The organism is Arthrobacter sp. NicSoilB4 (assembly GCF_019977335.1).
Lineage (GTDB): Bacteria > Actinomycetota > Actinomycetes > Actinomycetales > Micrococcaceae > Arthrobacter.
Map to the genome: position 1 here is coordinate 639,895 of NZ_AP024653.1, position 15,582 is coordinate 655,476.

The window sequence follows — 15,582 nt, forward strand, 5'->3', positions numbered from 1 at the left end:
GGTCTACCTTCCTACCAATCCGGTGCGGTTGATCAGGACGTCAAGGGCCTCGTCGACGGCGGTCATTACGCGGGCAGCGGCCTGGTAGGCATGCTGGTTGGTGAGCAGGCTGACGTTTTCCTCGTCCAGGCTGACGGAAGCCTGGGACGCGCGGCCGGTCAGGGCGGAGGCCTGGGCGGCGGAGGTGAGTGCCTCGTGCTGCTGGGCTCCCCGGGACTGGACGCCGATTCCAGTGACGATGCCCGACCAGATCCTGTCGGGAGAGCCGGCGCCGGTGCCTAGCTGAGAGATCTCGTCCGCAATGCTGGTGTCCAGTGCACCGCCCGCCGAAGACCTGAGGGCGATGTTGTTGGTGCTGGTAGGGCCGGAGATGCTGAGCGCGGCAGGTCCCGTGCCGACGATCGTGAAGAAGTCGACGTTGGAGGCGCCTGCGCCGGTGACTCCGTCCTGGTGGACGTCGTTGACCGCCGTTGCGAGAGCGGTCGCGAACCTGTTGTAAGACTCGGCTGCCTCGGCAATGGCGCCGCCCGTACCTCCGGAGGCCGGAGCCAGAACGGCGAGGGCGCCGGCGAGTTCGCCGCCGTCGGGGGCTGCGATGCCGGGCGGGTTTTCCCAGCGAAGCTGCACCGACGTTCCCATCCGGTCGGCGGGAGTGCCGGAGAGGGCCAGGGTCCGGACGGATCCGCCCGTCACGAGGGCATTTCCGCCAACAAGGACATCGACGGTGCCGTCGGGCTGTTCGCGGACGGTGCCGCCGGCGAGGCCGGCGATCTGGTCCGTGAGCTTGGCCCGGGCGTCGATCAGCTCGTTGGCCGATCCGCCGGCGGCAAGGGTGGAACGGATGGTCGTGTTGTAGGAAGCGACCTGGGCGGCTGCTGCGTTGACGGCCGCCACCGTGTCCTGTGCCTCGCCCCGGACACTGCTCCACTGCGAGTCGAGGGCTTTGTAGGCGGAGGAAATCTTGTCCGTCACGGAATTGGCAGCGTTCAGCAGCAAACCCTTGGGACCGGACTTGTCCGGCTGGTTTGCCGCGCCCTGCCATGCTGACCAGAAGCCCTGCAACGCGGTGGAGATGCTGTTGTCACCGGGTTCCTGCAGGATGCCCTCGATGCCCTGCAGCGCGGAGGAGCGGACGCTGGCGTAGCCGGCCTGGGCGCCGGCGGAGCGGACTCCGGCGTCGAGGAAGCTGCTGCCAAGCCGGGCGATAGCGTTCACGGACACACCCTGGCCCGCCTGCAACGCTCCGCCGCTGAAGAGTCCACGGGCGGGCGCTGCCACAGACGACTGGTCGACGCGCTGCCGCGTGTACCCCTCGGTGGCGGCGTTGGCGATGTTCTGCCCGGCCACGTTCATACCCTGCTGGGCTGCGGTCAGTCCACGGTAGGCGGTGTTCAGGGCGCCAAAGGTGCTCATTGTCGCTTCCTTAGAATTGCTTGTCGAAGATGCGGGAGCCGGCGGTGTCCCCGGTCTTGCCGTGCGCGTCGTAGGTGCCGGCCGCGGCAGCGGGGCGCAGATCGGCCAAGGACTCCTGGGTGGAGCGGACAGCGGTACGCAGGTACTGCTCGTTGGAGTCGCGCAGCTCCTTGATCAGGGCCGTCTGGCGGGTCAAGGCGGTGAGGTGTGCGGTGAGGATCTCGGCCCAGGCACCTTCCGGTGCCGCGGCAGCCAGTTCAGCCAGGGTCGCATCGGTGGGGAGGCCCCAGACCTCGGCGACGACGGCGGCTTCGATAGTGCGCGCCAGGCTCGCCTGGGACAGGTGCCCGAGGACCTGCTCGACTTCCCGGGTGCCGTGGGGCAGCCAGCGGGACTTGCCCGAGGTGAGCAGCAGTTGCTCTTCCTCAAGCTTGAAGGTGAGAACGTCCAGGAGTTCACGCTCCCGCCACAGCAGGGCTGAAAGTTCGTGGATGGCCATGGTCCGGACGGCTCCCTCAAAGTGACTAACGCGGTGGTGCCGGGCATGCAGTACATAAGGTGTCGGCTGCAGCCATCAGCAGGGTTCGTAGAAACTATCGGCAGGGGAGCGGAATTCGTTAGCGGGAATAAAGCGGATTACAGGCGGAATGGAAGGGAAGGCGGTCGCGAAAAGAATTTTGGATTTTTCCTTACCTGTGCTTCCGAAAGGGCGATAACTACTCCTGAAGGCCCACGGATGGGCCATCGCTTACAGTCCCAAATCACGGAGGAAACATCATGGGCTTCGTTATTAACAACAACCTCGCGGCAAACAACTCTTACCGCAACCTCAACGCCACGCAGAACGACCTCTCCAAGTCCTTGGAGAAGCTGTCCACCGGCCTGCGCATCAACCGCGCCGGCGATGACGCAGCAGGCCTGTCCATTTCCGAGGGCCTGAAGTCGCAGGTCACCGGTTCGGCTCAGGCCGCCCGCAACGCCCAGGACGGCATCAGCGTCATCCAGACGACTGAAGGCGCCCTGACCGAGGTGCACTCCATCCTGCAGCGTATGCGTGACCTTGCTGTCCAGGGTGCGAACGATACGAACAACGGCGCTGCCCGCACCGCTATCAAGAAGGAAGGCGACGCCCTCGGCGCGGAGCTGGACCGCATGGTGAAGTCGACCAACTTCAATGGCACCAGCCTCCTGTCGGGCACGCCCGCAACCCTGAACATTCAGGTCGGCACCGGCGGCACTGCCAACGACACGATCAAGGTCAACCTTGCCAACGTTGCGACGACGCTTGTCGGCCTCGGCGACGGAACTACCACGGGCTTCAGCGTTACGGACAACGCCGCGGCACAGACCACGGTCGGCACGCTCGACACCGCCATTGCAGCGATCTCGACCCAGCGCGCGGACCTCGGCGCAACCCAGAACCGCCTTGAGCACGCCGTCAAGACCCTGAACATCGCCGGTGAGAACCTGCAGGCCGCTCAGTCCCGCATCGCCGACGTCGACATGGCTTCGGAAATGGTCAAGTTCACCAAGGCCAACATCCTGTCCCAGGCCGGCACCGCAATGCTGGCCCAGGCAAACCAGTCCAGCCAGGGCGTTCTTTCGCTCCTGCGCTAAACCGGTTCCGGCAAGTCCGGTAGTCCAGAAATGAGGCTGCCACCCTGATCGGACGAAGACTTAATCCCGATCAAGTTCCTGCGGAAGGGCCGGACGATGCGAGTAATCCATCGTCCGGCCCTTACGCGCAACATTTGAACTTCCGAATATTTGGCACCAGCAGTCATTTGCGGCAATGAAAGGCAGCGATGGGAATCTCACTCGACGGACTAGCCAGCGGGCTCGATACCACCGCGCTCATCAGCTCCGTGATGCAGGTTGAGGCCGTCCCGCAAACGCTGCTGAAGTACAAGTCCCAGGACCTTCAGTCCATGGTGTCAGCGTTGCAGGGCCTCAACAGCAGGGTTGCCGCGCTCGCCACCCAGTCCACCGCCGCAGCCAAGCCCGGCGCCCTGGACCTCAACACCGCAACCACCAGCAGCGACAAGGTCACGGCCACCACCACGGCCGCCGCCAAAGCCGGTGCGCTCGACTTTCAGGTGACCAAGCTGGCGCAGACCCAAATCACCGTCACACCCATAGTGAACGCAGTGGTCGGCTGGCCGTACACCACCATGACCATCAACAGCGGTGGCCAGTCTTACACGATCGAGCCGCTCTCGAGCAACCTCGACGACGTCGTAAAGTCTGTCAACGCGGCCGGAGCCGGCGTCACAGCCAGCAAGGTAGCCGTCGGTGGTGGGGAATACCGCCTGCAGTTCACCGCCACCAAGTCCGGCGAAGCCGGTTCCTTCACCATCAGCGATCCCGGCACCGCCTACGCGAACGTCAAGACGGCGCAGGACGCCGAAATTTCACTTTGGCCCGGAACCACGGCAGCCCAGGTGGTGAAGTCATCGACGAACACTTTCACCGACCTGCTGCCCGGTGTGTCCATCACCGCAAAAGACGTGACAGCTGCTCCCGTCACGCTCACCGTGGCCCGCGACGACGCGGGCATCACCAAGCTCGCCTCCGACCTCGTCTCAGGCGTCAATGGCATCTTCTCCTACGTGGCAAGCAAGACCGCCGTCACAAGCACCACCAACACGAGCGGCACCTCAACCACTGCCGGTATCTTGGCCGGCGACAGCGCGGTGCGCTCCGTGAACCAGAGCATCCTGTCCGCCGCGTCCTTGCCGGTGGGCACTCCGCCGCGGTCGCCGTCGGAAATTGGAATCAGCATCACCAAGACCGGCACCATGGAATTTGACGAGAAGAAGTTCTCGGCGGCTCTTGCTTCGGACCCGGCTGGCACCGCCGCCAAGGTCCAGGAGATCGCCACGCGTATCGCCGCGGCTGCGACTAATGCCTCGGACAAGTTCGACGGCACCCTGACCAAGAAGATCACCGGTCAGCAGTCCGAAGTCCGTGACCTTGCGGACCGGATCAGCGACTGGGACACCAGGCTCGAATCCCGCAAGGCCACGCTGCAGCGCACGTACTCGGGCCTCGAAGTGGCGCTGAGCAACATGAAGGCGCAGCAGTCCTGGCTCAGCGCGCAGCTCGGCGGCCTTTCTTCAGGAAGTAACTCAGCATGACCACAGCGTCCTTCGGCAGCGGCTACGGCAATGCCGCCCAGCGGAACCAGTACCTAGCCGATTCCGTCCTCTCGGCCCCGCCGGCACGGCTGCTCACGATGCTCTACGACCGACTCATGCTGGACCTTGGCCGGGCAGAGACCGCACAGGAATCAGCCAACTGGCCCGTCGCTTCGGAGAATCTCCTGCACGGCCAAGCAATCATCGCCGAACTCATCTCCTCGCTCAAGACGGACGCCTGGGACGGTGCCGACGGCCTCCTTGGCCTGTACAACTACGCCTTCACCGCCTTGGTCAACGCGAACATCCAGCGCGATCCGGCACTGACCCGTGAAGCCATGGAACTCCTGGAACCCCTGCGCCAGGCCTGGCATGAGGCCGCCGCCGCGATTCCCGCGCCGGCGCCGGCAGGTCCGGCTGCATTCGCAACCGCCCCCACAGGCTTTGCCTCGGCGGGCGCCTGGAACACCCGGCCCGGAACAGGTGGAGGGAGCCTCGGCTTTGGGTAACCAAACGGACGTGGTGACCGGCTTAGGGGGAGCCGGTAGCCAGTACTCCGAATCAACCCTGAGTACGCCCGCGGACACCGCCCTGGCGGCCTGGAATGCCATCCTGGACGTGCTCGAGATGGCTGTCGGCGCCGCGGAGCGCACTCTGAAGGACCCGCTCGGCCCGCTGTCCGCCGCGCCCCAGTCCGGGGCGGTGCCCCTGCCGGAGGAGCGTTGGCAGCCGCCGGTGCCTCCCGGGGCACTGCCGGCCGAAGCCCGGCGCCGCGCCCTCGCGCTCTCGGCGGCCCAGGAACGCGTCGCCAAGAGGCTCGAGGAAGCCAGACTGGAGGTCGCGAAGCAGTTGCACGCGGTCACCTCCGTTCCCGGCGTCGGGGATCCCTCCGGTGCTGTCTACCTCGACGTAAACGGCTGAACTGCCTCTTAAGTTGAGCCGAAATAGCCCGCAGACCAACGGGTAAAACGCCCAGGAAAAAACCTGCACAAAACCTTTCATATTTCTGCTAACGCGCGGCTGACCAGTGCCGATAACCACTGATAGAGCACGGATCGCTCGTTTAACGGCCACGGATCGGCCACCCCACCATCCCAGGCAGGACTCTGTGCTCGAATCCGTGACTTCCGCCGCCTTGGCCAGCGCCATGGACGGCCTGGCGCTGCGCCAGCGCGCCATCGCGAACAACATCGCGAACGTCAACACGCCGAACTACCACGCGAAACGCGTCAGCTTCGAGGCAGCCCTCGCGGACTCCGTGCGCTCCGGTGACGGCAGCGTCGGCGCCACCACCGGCACCTCGCTTGAGCCCACCCAGTTAAACGGCAACAACGTCAACCTGGACACCGAGACCCTGTCCAACATCGACACCGTGCTGCGCTTCCAGTTCGCCGCCCGCGCCATCGGCGGGGAATTCAATGCAGTGCGCGCCGCGATGAGGACCAACTAATGACTTTTGACGCAATCGGCATCGCCGGCTCGGCCCTGACCGTGCACCGCAAATGGCTCGACGCCGTGTCGGACAACCTGGCCAACATGAACAACGCCTCCCGCACCAACGGGCCGGCATTCCAGGCCAAGTACGTCGAGGCCGCCGAAGGCGCCGAGGGCACCGGTGTCTACGTCAAGAGCACCCAGTTCGGCAACGGCGAAGGCCGGATCGTCTACCAGCCGGACCACCCCCTGGCGGACGCCGACGGCAACGTGAAGTACCCGGACATCGATATGGCCGAGCAGATGGGCGCCCTCATCATCGCCCAGCGCGGCTACCAGGCGAACGCGCAGGTTGTGGACCGCGCCCGTGAAAGCTACCTGGCCGCCCTTGAGATTGGAAGATCCTGATGCCTGTTTCCCCAATCGCTCCCGTCCAGGGCGTCATGCCGACTGACTACATCTCCGGTGTGGGCGCTGCCACCGGCACTGACGGATCCGCCTTCGGCGCGTCCCTCACCGGTGCGGTGGACAACCTCCAGCAGCTGCAGTCGACGTCGAAAGAGCTTGCCGTCTCCGCCGTCACCGGCAACCTGGACGACATCCACAATGCCACCCTTGCCGCGAGCCGCGCCCAGATCACCCTCGAGCTCGTAGCCGCCATGCGCAACAAGGGCGTTGACGCGTTCAACGAGATCATGAGGATGCAGGCCTGATGCCTCCGCAGATTACGGTCTTCTTCCAGCGCTTCGGTGCGGGCCTCAAAAGTTTCACCACCGGCCAGCGCACAGTCGCCGTGATCGGCGCCGCCCTGCTGGTGGTCGGCATCATCGCACTCTCCGCCTGGCTCTCCAAGCCCGCCCTGACCCCGCTGTTTTCCGGCCTGAAGGACACCGACGCCAGCGGCATCGTGGAGCAGCTGCGCAAAGACAACGTGCCATACGAGCTCAGCGACGGCGGCTCCACCATCCTCGTACCGCAGGACAAGGTCTACGACGAGCGCCTCAAGGCCGCCGCCGCGGGGCTCCCCACGGCCGCCGCCACCGGCTACTCCCTGCTGGACAAAATGGGCGTCACCTCGTCCGAGTTCCAGCAGTCCGTCACGTACAAGCGCGCCCTCGAAGGGGAACTCGCGAGCACGATCTCCGCCATGGACGGCGTAAAGACCGCCGCGGTCAGGCTCGCGATTCCGGAAAAGACCGTTTTTGTCTCCAAAACCCCGGACACCACAGCCTCCGTCTTCGTGGAGACCGCCCCCGGCTCCACACTCTCCGGCGACAAGGTCCAGGCGATCGTCCACCTGACCTCTGCCGCCATCGAAAACCTCAAACCCGCCAACGTCTCGGTCGTCGACTCGCAGGGCAACGTCCTGTCCTCCGTCGGCGGCGGCGCCGCGGGATCCGCGTCCAAGCAGGCCACCGACTACCAGCAGCGCACCTCCGACGCTGTGAAGGCCGTGATGGACCGCGTAGTGGGCCCCGGGAACTCCACAGTGGCCGTGGCAGCGGACGTCACAGGCGAATCCGCCCAGCAGAAGAGCGAAACCTTCACCAACGCAGAAGGCGCCCTTCCGCTCAGCGAGTCTTCCAAGACCGAGAAGTACACCGGCACCGGAGGAGGCGCCGCAGGCGTCCTCGGCCCGGACAACATTGCGGTTCCCGGCGGCACGAGCGGCAACGGCAGCTTCGACTCGTCCACCGAAACCAAGAACAACGCCGTCAACAAGATCACCGAGGACCGGATGATCCCGGCGGGCGCCGTCAAGCGGCAGACCATCTCCGTGGCCGTCGACCAGGCCGCCGCCGGCGGACTCAACCTCGCCTCGCTGACCGCACTCGTCACCGCCGCCGCCGGGGTCGACGCCGACCGGGGCGACATCGTGACCGTCGAAGTCGTGCCGTTCAGCACCGCCGCGGCGGACCAGGCGGCCGCGTCCCTCGAAGCCGCCAAGGCCGACCTTGAAGCCCAGAAGCAGTCCGCATTCTTCGGCACCCTGGTCACGGCAGGCAGCATCCTGCTGGGCCTGCTGGTCCTGGCCCTCGTCGTCGCCATGGTGCTGCGCCGCCGACAGAAGCGCGAACCGGTGGACCTCGGCGAACGCCTCGACCTGGAGATGATTCCGGTGATGCCAACCGTCACCGCGCTGCCCCCGGCACCCGTTACGTCAGCCATCCCGCTCACCGCCCTGCCGCCGATGGTGCCGCCACCTGCCCAGGTGGAGGCCGAGCGCCGACGGTTCGAGATCGACAACATGGTTGCCTCCAACCCGGAGAAAGCGGCCGACTACCTGCGCGGCCTCATGGATGACAGGCAGCCGGTATGAAACTAGCCGAAACGACCCTCACCGGTACCCAGCGTGTCGCCGTCGTACTTATGCAGATGAGTCCGGTCAACGCCGCCAAGGTGATGGCCCAGTTCAACGACGCCGAGGCCGAGGACATCGCGGCGGAAATCGTCCGGCTTCGCAAGGTGGACCCCGAAGTCGCCGAGCAGATCATGAAGGACTTCCACGAAGCAGCGATGTCCAGCCCCCGGCAGGCCCGCGGAGGACGTGAGCTGGCCGAAGGCCTACTGGAAGCGTCCTTCGGCTCGGAAAAAGCCGCCGGACTGCTCAACCGCCTCACAGTCAACATGGCCGGCAAGTCCTTTGAGTTCCTGGAGGACATCGAACCGGTCCAGATCCTCGCCTTGATCGACGGCGAGCTGCCGCAGACCATCGCCCTGGTCCTGGCGCACCTCAGCCCCCGCAAGGCCTCGGCCGTGATGTCCGGACTGCCCGGCTCCCTGCGGGCCGACGTCGCCCTGAGCATCGCAACCATGGGTTCCGGTGCGCCCGAGGCAATCGGGATCGTGGCCGACACCCTCAAACTGCGTGGCGGCGCGGCCGTCTCGCAGCAGGCGTCCAAGGTGGTGGGCGGCATCCAGCCGCTGCTGGAAATCATCAACCGGACCGACGCCGGCACGGAACGCTCCGTGCTGGATGGCCTGGACCTGCTGGATCCGGACCTCGCAGTGGAGATCCGTGCCCAGATGGTCACCTTCGACGACATCGTGAAACTGGAACGCCGTGACGTGCAGCTGGTCCTCCGCGGCCTCGACGCATCCGTGCTGGCCGTGGCCATGAAGGGCGCCTCGGAGCCCGTCCTGGAGACCATCACCACCAACGTCTCCGGCCGCAACCTGGAAATCCTCGAATCAGAGATCGCCGCGCTGGGGCCGCTGCGCGCCTCCCAGATCGAGGAAGCCCGGGCCGCGGTGGTCCGTTCCATCCGCGAGCTCGAGGCTGAAGGCCAGATCACCATCCAGCGCGGGGACGAAGAAGACTATGTCTACTGACGGGACCGCTACCAACAGCGCCCCGGCCCGGATCATCTTCCCGTCGCTCCGCGCCAGCGGACCCGCCAGCGAACAGGCCGGCTACACCGAAGGCCACGCCGCCGGCTACGCAGCCGGCGTCCGGGCCGCAGCCAAGGAACAGCGCCGCTGGCGCGACCGCATGTCTGCCGAGCAGGCCGCCACACTGGCCTCCGGGCAGCAGGACCTCGACCGCGCAGTCCGCGCCCTGGCCGTGGCACGGACCGACTTCGCGCACCGGAACGTGCAGGCCCTGCACGACGCCGAGGAAGTCCTCGCTCGCACAGCACTGGAACTCGCCGAGGCCATCCTGGGCTACGAACTGGCTGAAGGAACCAGGACCGCACGCGCTGCCCTGGACCGTGCCCTCTCCGGAAACGACGCCGCCACAGTGCTGGCCATCCGGCTGAACCCGACGGACATCGAGGTCCTGGCCAGGGAAGGCCAGGACCTGCCGGCCGGCCTGCCGCTGCTCGCGGATCAGTCGCTCAACCGCGGCGACGCGAAGGTCGAATACCAGCAGGGCTGGCTCGACGCCAGCCTCGGCAGCGCCCTGGCACGCGCCCGCACGGCGTTGCTGGGCGACCAGGACTGGGCAGAAACGTCGCCGGGGGACCAGCGATGATCGCCGGGTGGCGTCCCAAGGGCGCAGACTACGCTGCCGCCCTGCGGGCCGCAGCGCCGCAGCGCGTCGGCGTCGTGACCTCTGTGATGGGCCTCGGCCTCGAAGTTTCCGGACTCGACTGCGCCCTGGGCGACCTGGTGACCGTGGGCTCGAACCCGGGACTGGACGCCGAGGTGGTGGCGGCCCTGGACAGCTCCGTGCGCTGCATGCCGCTGGGCCGGCTCGCCGGTGTGGCGGCGGGGGATCCCGTCCGGGCCAAGGGCGGCACCGTCCTCGTTCCCACCGGGCCGGGGCTCTTTGGCCGAGTGATTGACGGACTCGGCCGGCCCATCGACGGCAAGGGTCCGCTCAACAGCGGCCCCCGCGTGCCGATCGACAATGAAGCCCCCAATGCCATGAAACGCGCCCGCATCAACACGGCCCTGCAGACCGGGGTACGTGTGCTGGACACCATGACGACTCTGGGCAAGGGCCAGCGCATGGGACTCTTCGCAGGTTCGGGCGTTGGAAAGTCGTCCCTTCTCTCGATGATCGCCCGCGGCACCGACGCCGAGGTCTCGGTGATCGCCCTGGTGGGGGAGCGAGGCCGTGAAGTCCGCGAGTTCCTCGAGGACGACCTCGGCCCTGCCGGGCTGGCCCGCTCCGTCGTTGTTGTCGCCACCTCGGACGAACCCGCCCTGATGCGGATGCGCGCAGCGTTTACCGCGACCCGCATCGCCGAATCCTTCCGGGACAACGGCCAGGACGTCGTACTGATGATGGACTCCCTCACCCGCGTGGCAATGGCCCAGCGCGAGATTGGGCTGTCCGCCGGCGAGCCGCCCGCCACCCGCGGCTACCCGCCGTCGACCTTCTCCATCCTGGCCCGGCTGCTGGAACGCGCGGGCACCGCCGAGTCCGGCTCCGTCACCGGCATCTACACCGTGCTGGTCGACGGCGATGACCACAACGAACCGATCGCCGACGCAGCGCGCTCGATCCTGGACGGCCACGTCGTCCTGGACCGGAAGCTCGCCGTCACCGGACACTTCCCCTCGGTGGACGTGCTCGGCTCGGTCTCCCGCGTCGCCACGAAGGTCAACGCCCGACCGCATCTTGAAGCGGCGGCGGCCCTGCGGCGCGTCCTTGCAGCCCGCAAGGCCGCGCAGGACCTGATCGACGTCGGCGCCTACCAGGCAGGCACCAACCCGCTGGTGGACGCGGCCCTGAACCACGAGCAGCACGTCAGCGCTTTCCTGCAACAGCCGATGGACGAATCCACTGCCCATCCTGAGTCCTGGCAGCGGCTAAACCACCTCACCTCGATCCTGGGAGCAGCAGCATGAACCGCCAATTTTCACTGGCAGGACTCCTGCGCCTCCGCCAGATCCAGCAGGACCAGGCGGCCACCGGGCTGGCCAGCGCCCGCTTGCGCTCCAGCTCCGTGCGGGCCCGCGAAGCGTCAGCGCGCCGCAATCTCGCCGAGGGCGATGCACCGATTTCCAGCTCTGCGTCCCTGCGGGCAGTAGCGGCGGCGCGGTCCTCCTCGCACAGCATGCTCGCAGACCTGCAGAACCTCTCGCGGATCGCGGAGACCGAGGAAGCCACCGCCCGCGAGGAATTCATCGCCGCCCGCACCCGCTCCGTCGGCCTGGAGAAACTGCAGGCCCGCCACGACGCAGAGGTCCATATGGCGGACCTGCGCGCCGAACAATCGACCCTCGACGAGATCGCCTCCACCGTCTGGCACCGAGAAGAGCAGGAGGTGAGGTCATGAGCATGACCGAGGCAATCGGCCGGATGCAGGGCATCCAGTCGATGATTGCTGACCTGACGCGGCCCGCGGCGGCCGAGACCGATGCCGCTGCCCTGAAGTCGGCGGCCGCAACCTCGCTCGCCACCGGGACGGGGAACGGAGACGCGGCGTCCTTCACCGAGGCGCTGACCGCGGCGCTGGGCGGAACCAACGGAACCGACATCTCCTCCCTCACCAACAGCCTGGGGCTGGGAAGCACGACGGCGATCGGCGCGCTCAAGGGCATCACCGCGCCCGCGCCCGGCGCGGCGACAGGCAACGACGTCGTGGCCATGGCCAAGAAGTACATCGGAGTCCCTTACGTCTGGGGCGGAACCAACCCGGCCACCGGCATGGACTGCTCCGGCTTCACCCAGCGGGTCTTCAAGGACCTCGGCATCGATATTCCCCGTGTGGTGAGTGACCAGATGCGCCAGGGGACGCCGGTGGCGTCCCTGGCCGAAGCTAAGCCCGGCGACCTGCTGGTGAGCTTCGGCGGGGACCACATCTCCATCTACCTGGGCAACGGCAAGGCCATCGACGCACCGGTCCCCGGCAAGACCATTCAGATCCGGGACGCCTGGGAGCAGCAGTCCAACCTGACCTCCATCCGGCGCATTGTCCCGGCAGGAGCTGCATCATGAAAGGCATGGATCTGGCTTCCGCGCTGGCCGCGCCGGTCCAGGGCCGCGGTTCCGGGCAGGGCGCACGCTCCCGGACCGAGGCGGGGAACGACGATACGAAGTCTTTCGACGCGGTCTTCAACGACGTCCACGGTGTTGCCGACGCCGCGCATCGACAGCCGGACGACGCCGGCGGGGGCACTTCCGGCGACAGCGCCGCGCAGGGCAGCGAATACGGTTCGGCCGCTGTGCAGAACCCGGCCCTTGCCTCCGGGGATGACGGCACGGCCTTTGCAGGCTCCGCCGCGCACGCTTCCGGGCATGTCGCCGGAGGCCCCGCCGATCAGCAGGCAGCGCTGACCTTGGCAGCGGCTCTCCCGGTGCAGGACGACCAGGCACCGTCAGCGGTCCCCGTGACTGCGGCGCCAGCCACCGGTGCCGACCCTCGGCTTGCCGTGCCGGGAGCGCTGTCGGCGGCGACCGTCCAGACGGCGGCCCTCCAGTCGGCTGCCCTGCAGACAGCGGCTTTCCAGACGGCCGCGCCGGAGACAGCGCAGGCCGCCATCACTTCCGTTCCGGGCGCAGGCCTTGGTACTGGTGTCCCTCCGGCCGCCCCGCCCGCCGCCGGAGAAGTGCCAGGAGCCAACAGCACTGCAGCGGCGTTCACCATGCAGGCGCCCGCAGCCGAACAGACGCTGAATGTCGGCGTCCCTTCCGGCAGCGCGGGAACCGGCCCGCTCACGGCGCCAGCCACGGGCGCGCAGTCGTCGGCAGCTGTACTGCGCAACGCGCAGGCGCCGGACCCGGCCCCGGCGACGGCCGGGGCGCCGTCGTCGACGGCACCCCTAAGCACCGTGACCGACGCCGGCAGTGCAGCCGGCTTCCCGGCCGCAGCGCCAGCCGTGGGCGCCACTTCTCGCCCCGCCCGCACCGGGACCACGCCCGCCGCCGCTCCCGCCACGGCAGCAGTGGACGCCCTGGCCGCCACCGGAACCGCAGCGGCCGCCGCGGCGCCGGCCGCCCAGCCGACGTCGTCACCCGCTGCCGCACCACAACCCGCAGCCCCCCCGGCTCCCCAGCCGGGCGCCACGCTCCAGCCGCAGTTGGCCAAACCGCTCTTCACGCTCGCGGGAGCCCCCCAGGGGCAGCACATCATGACGCTGCAAGTGACCCCCGAGGACCTGGGGCCGATGACGGTCCGGGCGCACATTGATGCCGCCGGCGTCCGGATCGAGCTCTTCGCCCCGGGCGACGCCGGACGCGAGGCCATCCGGGGGATCCTGCCGGAGCTCCGCAAGGAACTCGCGGATGCCGGCTTCGGTGCCAGCCTCGACGTCTCCGAGCACAGCGGACCGGGCAACGCAGCCCGGGACGGAACCAGCCAGGGCAGCGCGGGCCAGGACGGCGCCGGGCGGGACTCCGGCTCCGGGACAGGCAACCGGAACAGCCCGGGCGATCCGCGCCCCGGCCACCGCTGGGAAGCCCTCGCCGACGGCGCCGCCCTGCGCGACGCAAGAATCCTCAACGGACCCCAGACCACTCTCGACATTCTTGTCTGACACGAAGGAACGCGACTCATGACGATCCAGCCCATCGCCCCGCAGCCGGTCACGGCCACCGGGGAGACCGCCCAGGCAACTGCCGTGCGGGCACCCGTGCAGACCATGGATTCGGAGGTCTTTATGTCCCTCCTGGTCGCTCAGCTCAAGAACCAGAACCCGAGCGCGCCCATGGATACCAACCAGATGATGAGCCAGACCATCCAGCTCTCCATGATGGAGAAGATGCAGGAACTGACCACGAACAGCAAGGAAGGGTTCTCCCTGCAGATGCGGCAGGCCGCCGCTGCGCTGATCGGCCATTCCGTCGGCTACATCCTTGAGGACGGCACCACCGGCACCGGGATCGCCAGCTCCGTGTCCTACTCCGGGGCAGTTCCGACCGTCAAGGTCGGCGAGCTGTCCATCCCCCTAGACTCCATCACCGGGCTCACCGCGCCGGCCGCTTCCTGACCAGTTTTCCACCCGTAGAAAGGCAGTTCCCATGCTCCGCTCGCTGTACTCCGGAATCTTCGGCCTTCGTGCCCACCAGACCATGCTGGACGTCACCGGCAACAACATTGCCAACGTCAACACGGCTGGCTTCAAAGCTTCCTCCACACAGTTCCAGGACACCCTCTCGCAGATGACGCAGGGGGCTTCCGCGCCGCAGGGCGAAACCGGCGGCAGCAACCCCGCGCAGATCGGCCTCGGTGTCCGGGTCGCCGGCGTCAGCACCAACTTCGCCCAGGGCTCTTCGCAGAGCACCGGCCGCGCCACGGACATGATGATCTCCGGCGACGGCTTCTTCGTCACCAGCAAGGGCGGCCAGCAGCTCTTCACCCGCGCCGGCGCCTTCAGCCCCGACGCCGCCGGCCAGCTGGTCAGCCCCGACGGCGGCATCCTGCAGGGCTGGTCTGCCGTGAACGGAGTGCTCAACACCGGCGGCCCGGTCAGCGGCATCACACTGAACGCGAACAATTTGGTGCCTGCCAAGGCGACGAATTCCGTGACGGTTGACGGCAACCTGCCGAGCGACGGCACTGTCGGCGCTCCGCTCGAGCGCGTCGTCAAGGTTTACGACGGCGCCGGTGCGGTGCGGGACCTCACCCTCACCTTCACCCGGACGGGAAACGACTGGACCGTCACCGGCAACGACGGCTCGGGCGCGACCACCACAACGCTGACCCAGGATGCCAGCGGAAACCTGACGCCGGCGAATGCCACGTTGGCCGTCGGCGGCGGCATCACCGTCAATCTCGGCGGGATCTCGGCGTTCGCCGGAATGACCTCCCTCGCTGTCAGCGGCCAGAACGGTTCCGCGGCCGGCAAGCTGGAGTCCTACACGATCGGCAACGACGGATCCGTGATCGGTTCCTTCAGCAACGGCGTCAAGCAGGTCCTCGCCAAGATCGCGCTGGCCAACTTCACCAACCCCTCGGGACTGGAGAAAGCCGGCGGATCCTCGTACGTGGCCACCGCCAACTCCGGCGGCGTGCAGCTCGGCGGAGCAGGCGACGCCGGCATCGGCAGCCTCGCCGCCGGATCGCTGGAAATGTCCAACGTGGACCTGTCCCAGGAATTCACCAACCTGATCGTCGCCCAGCGCGGCTTCCAGGCCAACGCCCGAATCATTACGACGTCGGACGAGGTCCTGCAGGAGCTCGGCAACCTCAAGCGCTAGCCT

The 15,582-nt window shown here is 67.4% G+C and carries 18 protein-coding genes; 16 read left to right on the forward strand and 2 right to left on the reverse strand.

Going from position 1 to position 15,582, the window contains the following annotated elements; all coding sequences use genetic code 11:
- Positions 1-3: 3 nt before the first annotated feature.
- Together flgK and LDO13_RS03005 are read right to left on the reverse strand one after the other, a co-directional pair.
- Complete coding sequence (gene flgK, locus LDO13_RS03000; RefSeq protein WP_224048592.1) at positions 4-1,413, reverse strand: flagellar hook-associated protein FlgK; 1,410 nt, start codon at positions 1,411-1,413, stop codon at positions 4-6.
- Between the two features lie 10 nt (positions 1,414-1,423).
- Complete coding sequence (locus LDO13_RS03005; RefSeq protein ID WP_224048593.1) at positions 1,424-1,912, reverse strand: flagellar protein FlgN; 489 nt, start codon at positions 1,910-1,912, stop codon at positions 1,424-1,426.
- 278 nt (positions 1,913-2,190) lie between these two features.
- Between LDO13_RS03005 and LDO13_RS03010 the strand changes: the two genes are divergently transcribed.
- From LDO13_RS03010 to LDO13_RS03085, 16 genes are all read left to right on the forward strand, one after another.
- Complete coding sequence (locus tag LDO13_RS03010; protein WP_224048594.1) at positions 2,191-3,030, forward strand: flagellin; 840 nt, start codon at positions 2,191-2,193, stop codon at positions 3,028-3,030.
- Positions 3,031-3,218: 188 nt separating this feature from the next.
- On the forward strand, positions 3,219-4,550 hold the full coding sequence (gene fliD / locus LDO13_RS03015) for a flagellar filament capping protein FliD (protein WP_224048595.1): 1,332 nt from the start codon (positions 3,219-3,221) through the stop codon (positions 4,548-4,550).
- Positions 4,547-5,059 carry a flagellar export chaperone FliS gene (locus LDO13_RS03020; RefSeq protein ID WP_224048596.1) on the forward strand — a complete coding sequence of 171 codons (513 nt, stop codon included), beginning with the start codon at positions 4,547-4,549 and terminating at the stop codon, positions 5,057-5,059. The genes fliD and LDO13_RS03020 overlap by 4 nt, the downstream gene beginning before the upstream one ends.
- Positions 5,052-5,471 carry a hypothetical protein gene (locus LDO13_RS03025; protein ID WP_224048597.1) on the forward strand — a complete coding sequence of 140 codons (420 nt, stop codon included), beginning with the start codon at positions 5,052-5,054 and terminating at the stop codon, positions 5,469-5,471. Before LDO13_RS03020 ends, LDO13_RS03025 begins: the two co-directional genes overlap by 8 nt.
- A 187-nt stretch (positions 5,472-5,658) precedes the next feature.
- Entirely contained in the window at positions 5,659-6,000 is a 342-nt protein-coding gene (locus tag LDO13_RS03030) for a flagellar basal body protein (RefSeq protein WP_224048598.1), read from the forward strand.
- Positions 6,000-6,392 (forward strand): flagellar basal body rod C-terminal domain-containing protein, encoded by a 393-nt coding sequence (locus LDO13_RS03035; protein ID WP_224048599.1) that lies wholly within the window; start codon positions 6,000-6,002, stop codon positions 6,390-6,392. The genes LDO13_RS03030 and LDO13_RS03035 overlap by 1 nt, the downstream gene beginning before the upstream one ends.
- Positions 6,392-6,697, forward strand: a complete 306-nt coding sequence (gene fliE / locus LDO13_RS03040; RefSeq protein WP_224048600.1) for a flagellar hook-basal body complex protein FliE — start codon at positions 6,392-6,394, stop codon at positions 6,695-6,697. Before LDO13_RS03035 ends, fliE begins: the two co-directional genes overlap by 1 nt.
- Positions 6,697-8,304, forward strand: a complete 1,608-nt coding sequence (fliF, locus tag LDO13_RS03045) for a flagellar basal-body MS-ring/collar protein FliF (protein WP_224048601.1) — start codon at positions 6,697-6,699, stop codon at positions 8,302-8,304. Before fliE ends, fliF begins: the two co-directional genes overlap by 1 nt.
- Positions 8,301-9,317: a flagellar motor switch protein FliG gene (gene fliG / locus LDO13_RS03050; RefSeq protein WP_224048602.1), complete on the forward strand. Its 1,017-nt coding sequence runs from the start codon at positions 8,301-8,303 to the stop codon at positions 9,315-9,317. The genes fliF and fliG overlap by 4 nt, the downstream gene beginning before the upstream one ends.
- Positions 9,307-9,960, forward strand: coding sequence for a FliH/SctL family protein (locus LDO13_RS03055; protein WP_224048603.1), 654 nt, complete (start codon positions 9,307-9,309; stop codon positions 9,958-9,960). The genes fliG and LDO13_RS03055 overlap by 11 nt, the downstream gene beginning before the upstream one ends.
- Positions 9,957-11,285: a FliI/YscN family ATPase gene (locus tag LDO13_RS03060; RefSeq protein WP_224048604.1), complete on the forward strand. Its 1,329-nt coding sequence runs from the start codon at positions 9,957-9,959 to the stop codon at positions 11,283-11,285. The genes LDO13_RS03055 and LDO13_RS03060 overlap by 4 nt, the downstream gene beginning before the upstream one ends.
- On the forward strand, positions 11,282-11,716 hold the full coding sequence (locus LDO13_RS03065; RefSeq protein WP_224048605.1) for a flagellar FliJ family protein: 435 nt from the start codon (positions 11,282-11,284) through the stop codon (positions 11,714-11,716). The genes LDO13_RS03060 and LDO13_RS03065 overlap by 4 nt, the downstream gene beginning before the upstream one ends.
- Positions 11,713-12,378 carry a C40 family peptidase gene (locus tag LDO13_RS18625; protein WP_275960300.1) on the forward strand — a complete coding sequence of 222 codons (666 nt, stop codon included), beginning with the start codon at positions 11,713-11,715 and terminating at the stop codon, positions 12,376-12,378. The genes LDO13_RS03065 and LDO13_RS18625 overlap by 4 nt, the downstream gene beginning before the upstream one ends.
- Positions 12,375-13,916, forward strand: coding sequence for a flagellar hook-length control protein FliK (locus LDO13_RS03075; protein WP_224048606.1), 1,542 nt, complete (start codon positions 12,375-12,377; stop codon positions 13,914-13,916). Before LDO13_RS18625 ends, LDO13_RS03075 begins: the two co-directional genes overlap by 4 nt.
- 18 nt (positions 13,917-13,934) lie before the next feature.
- Positions 13,935-14,369: a flagellar hook capping FlgD N-terminal domain-containing protein gene (locus tag LDO13_RS03080; RefSeq protein ID WP_224048607.1), complete on the forward strand. Its 435-nt coding sequence runs from the start codon at positions 13,935-13,937 to the stop codon at positions 14,367-14,369.
- A 31-nt stretch (positions 14,370-14,400) separates the two neighbouring features.
- A complete protein-coding gene (locus tag LDO13_RS03085) occupies positions 14,401-15,579 on the forward strand; it encodes a flagellar hook protein FlgE (RefSeq protein WP_224048608.1) in 1,179 nt (392 codons plus the stop codon).
- The last annotated feature ends 3 nt before the right edge of the window (positions 15,580-15,582 follow it).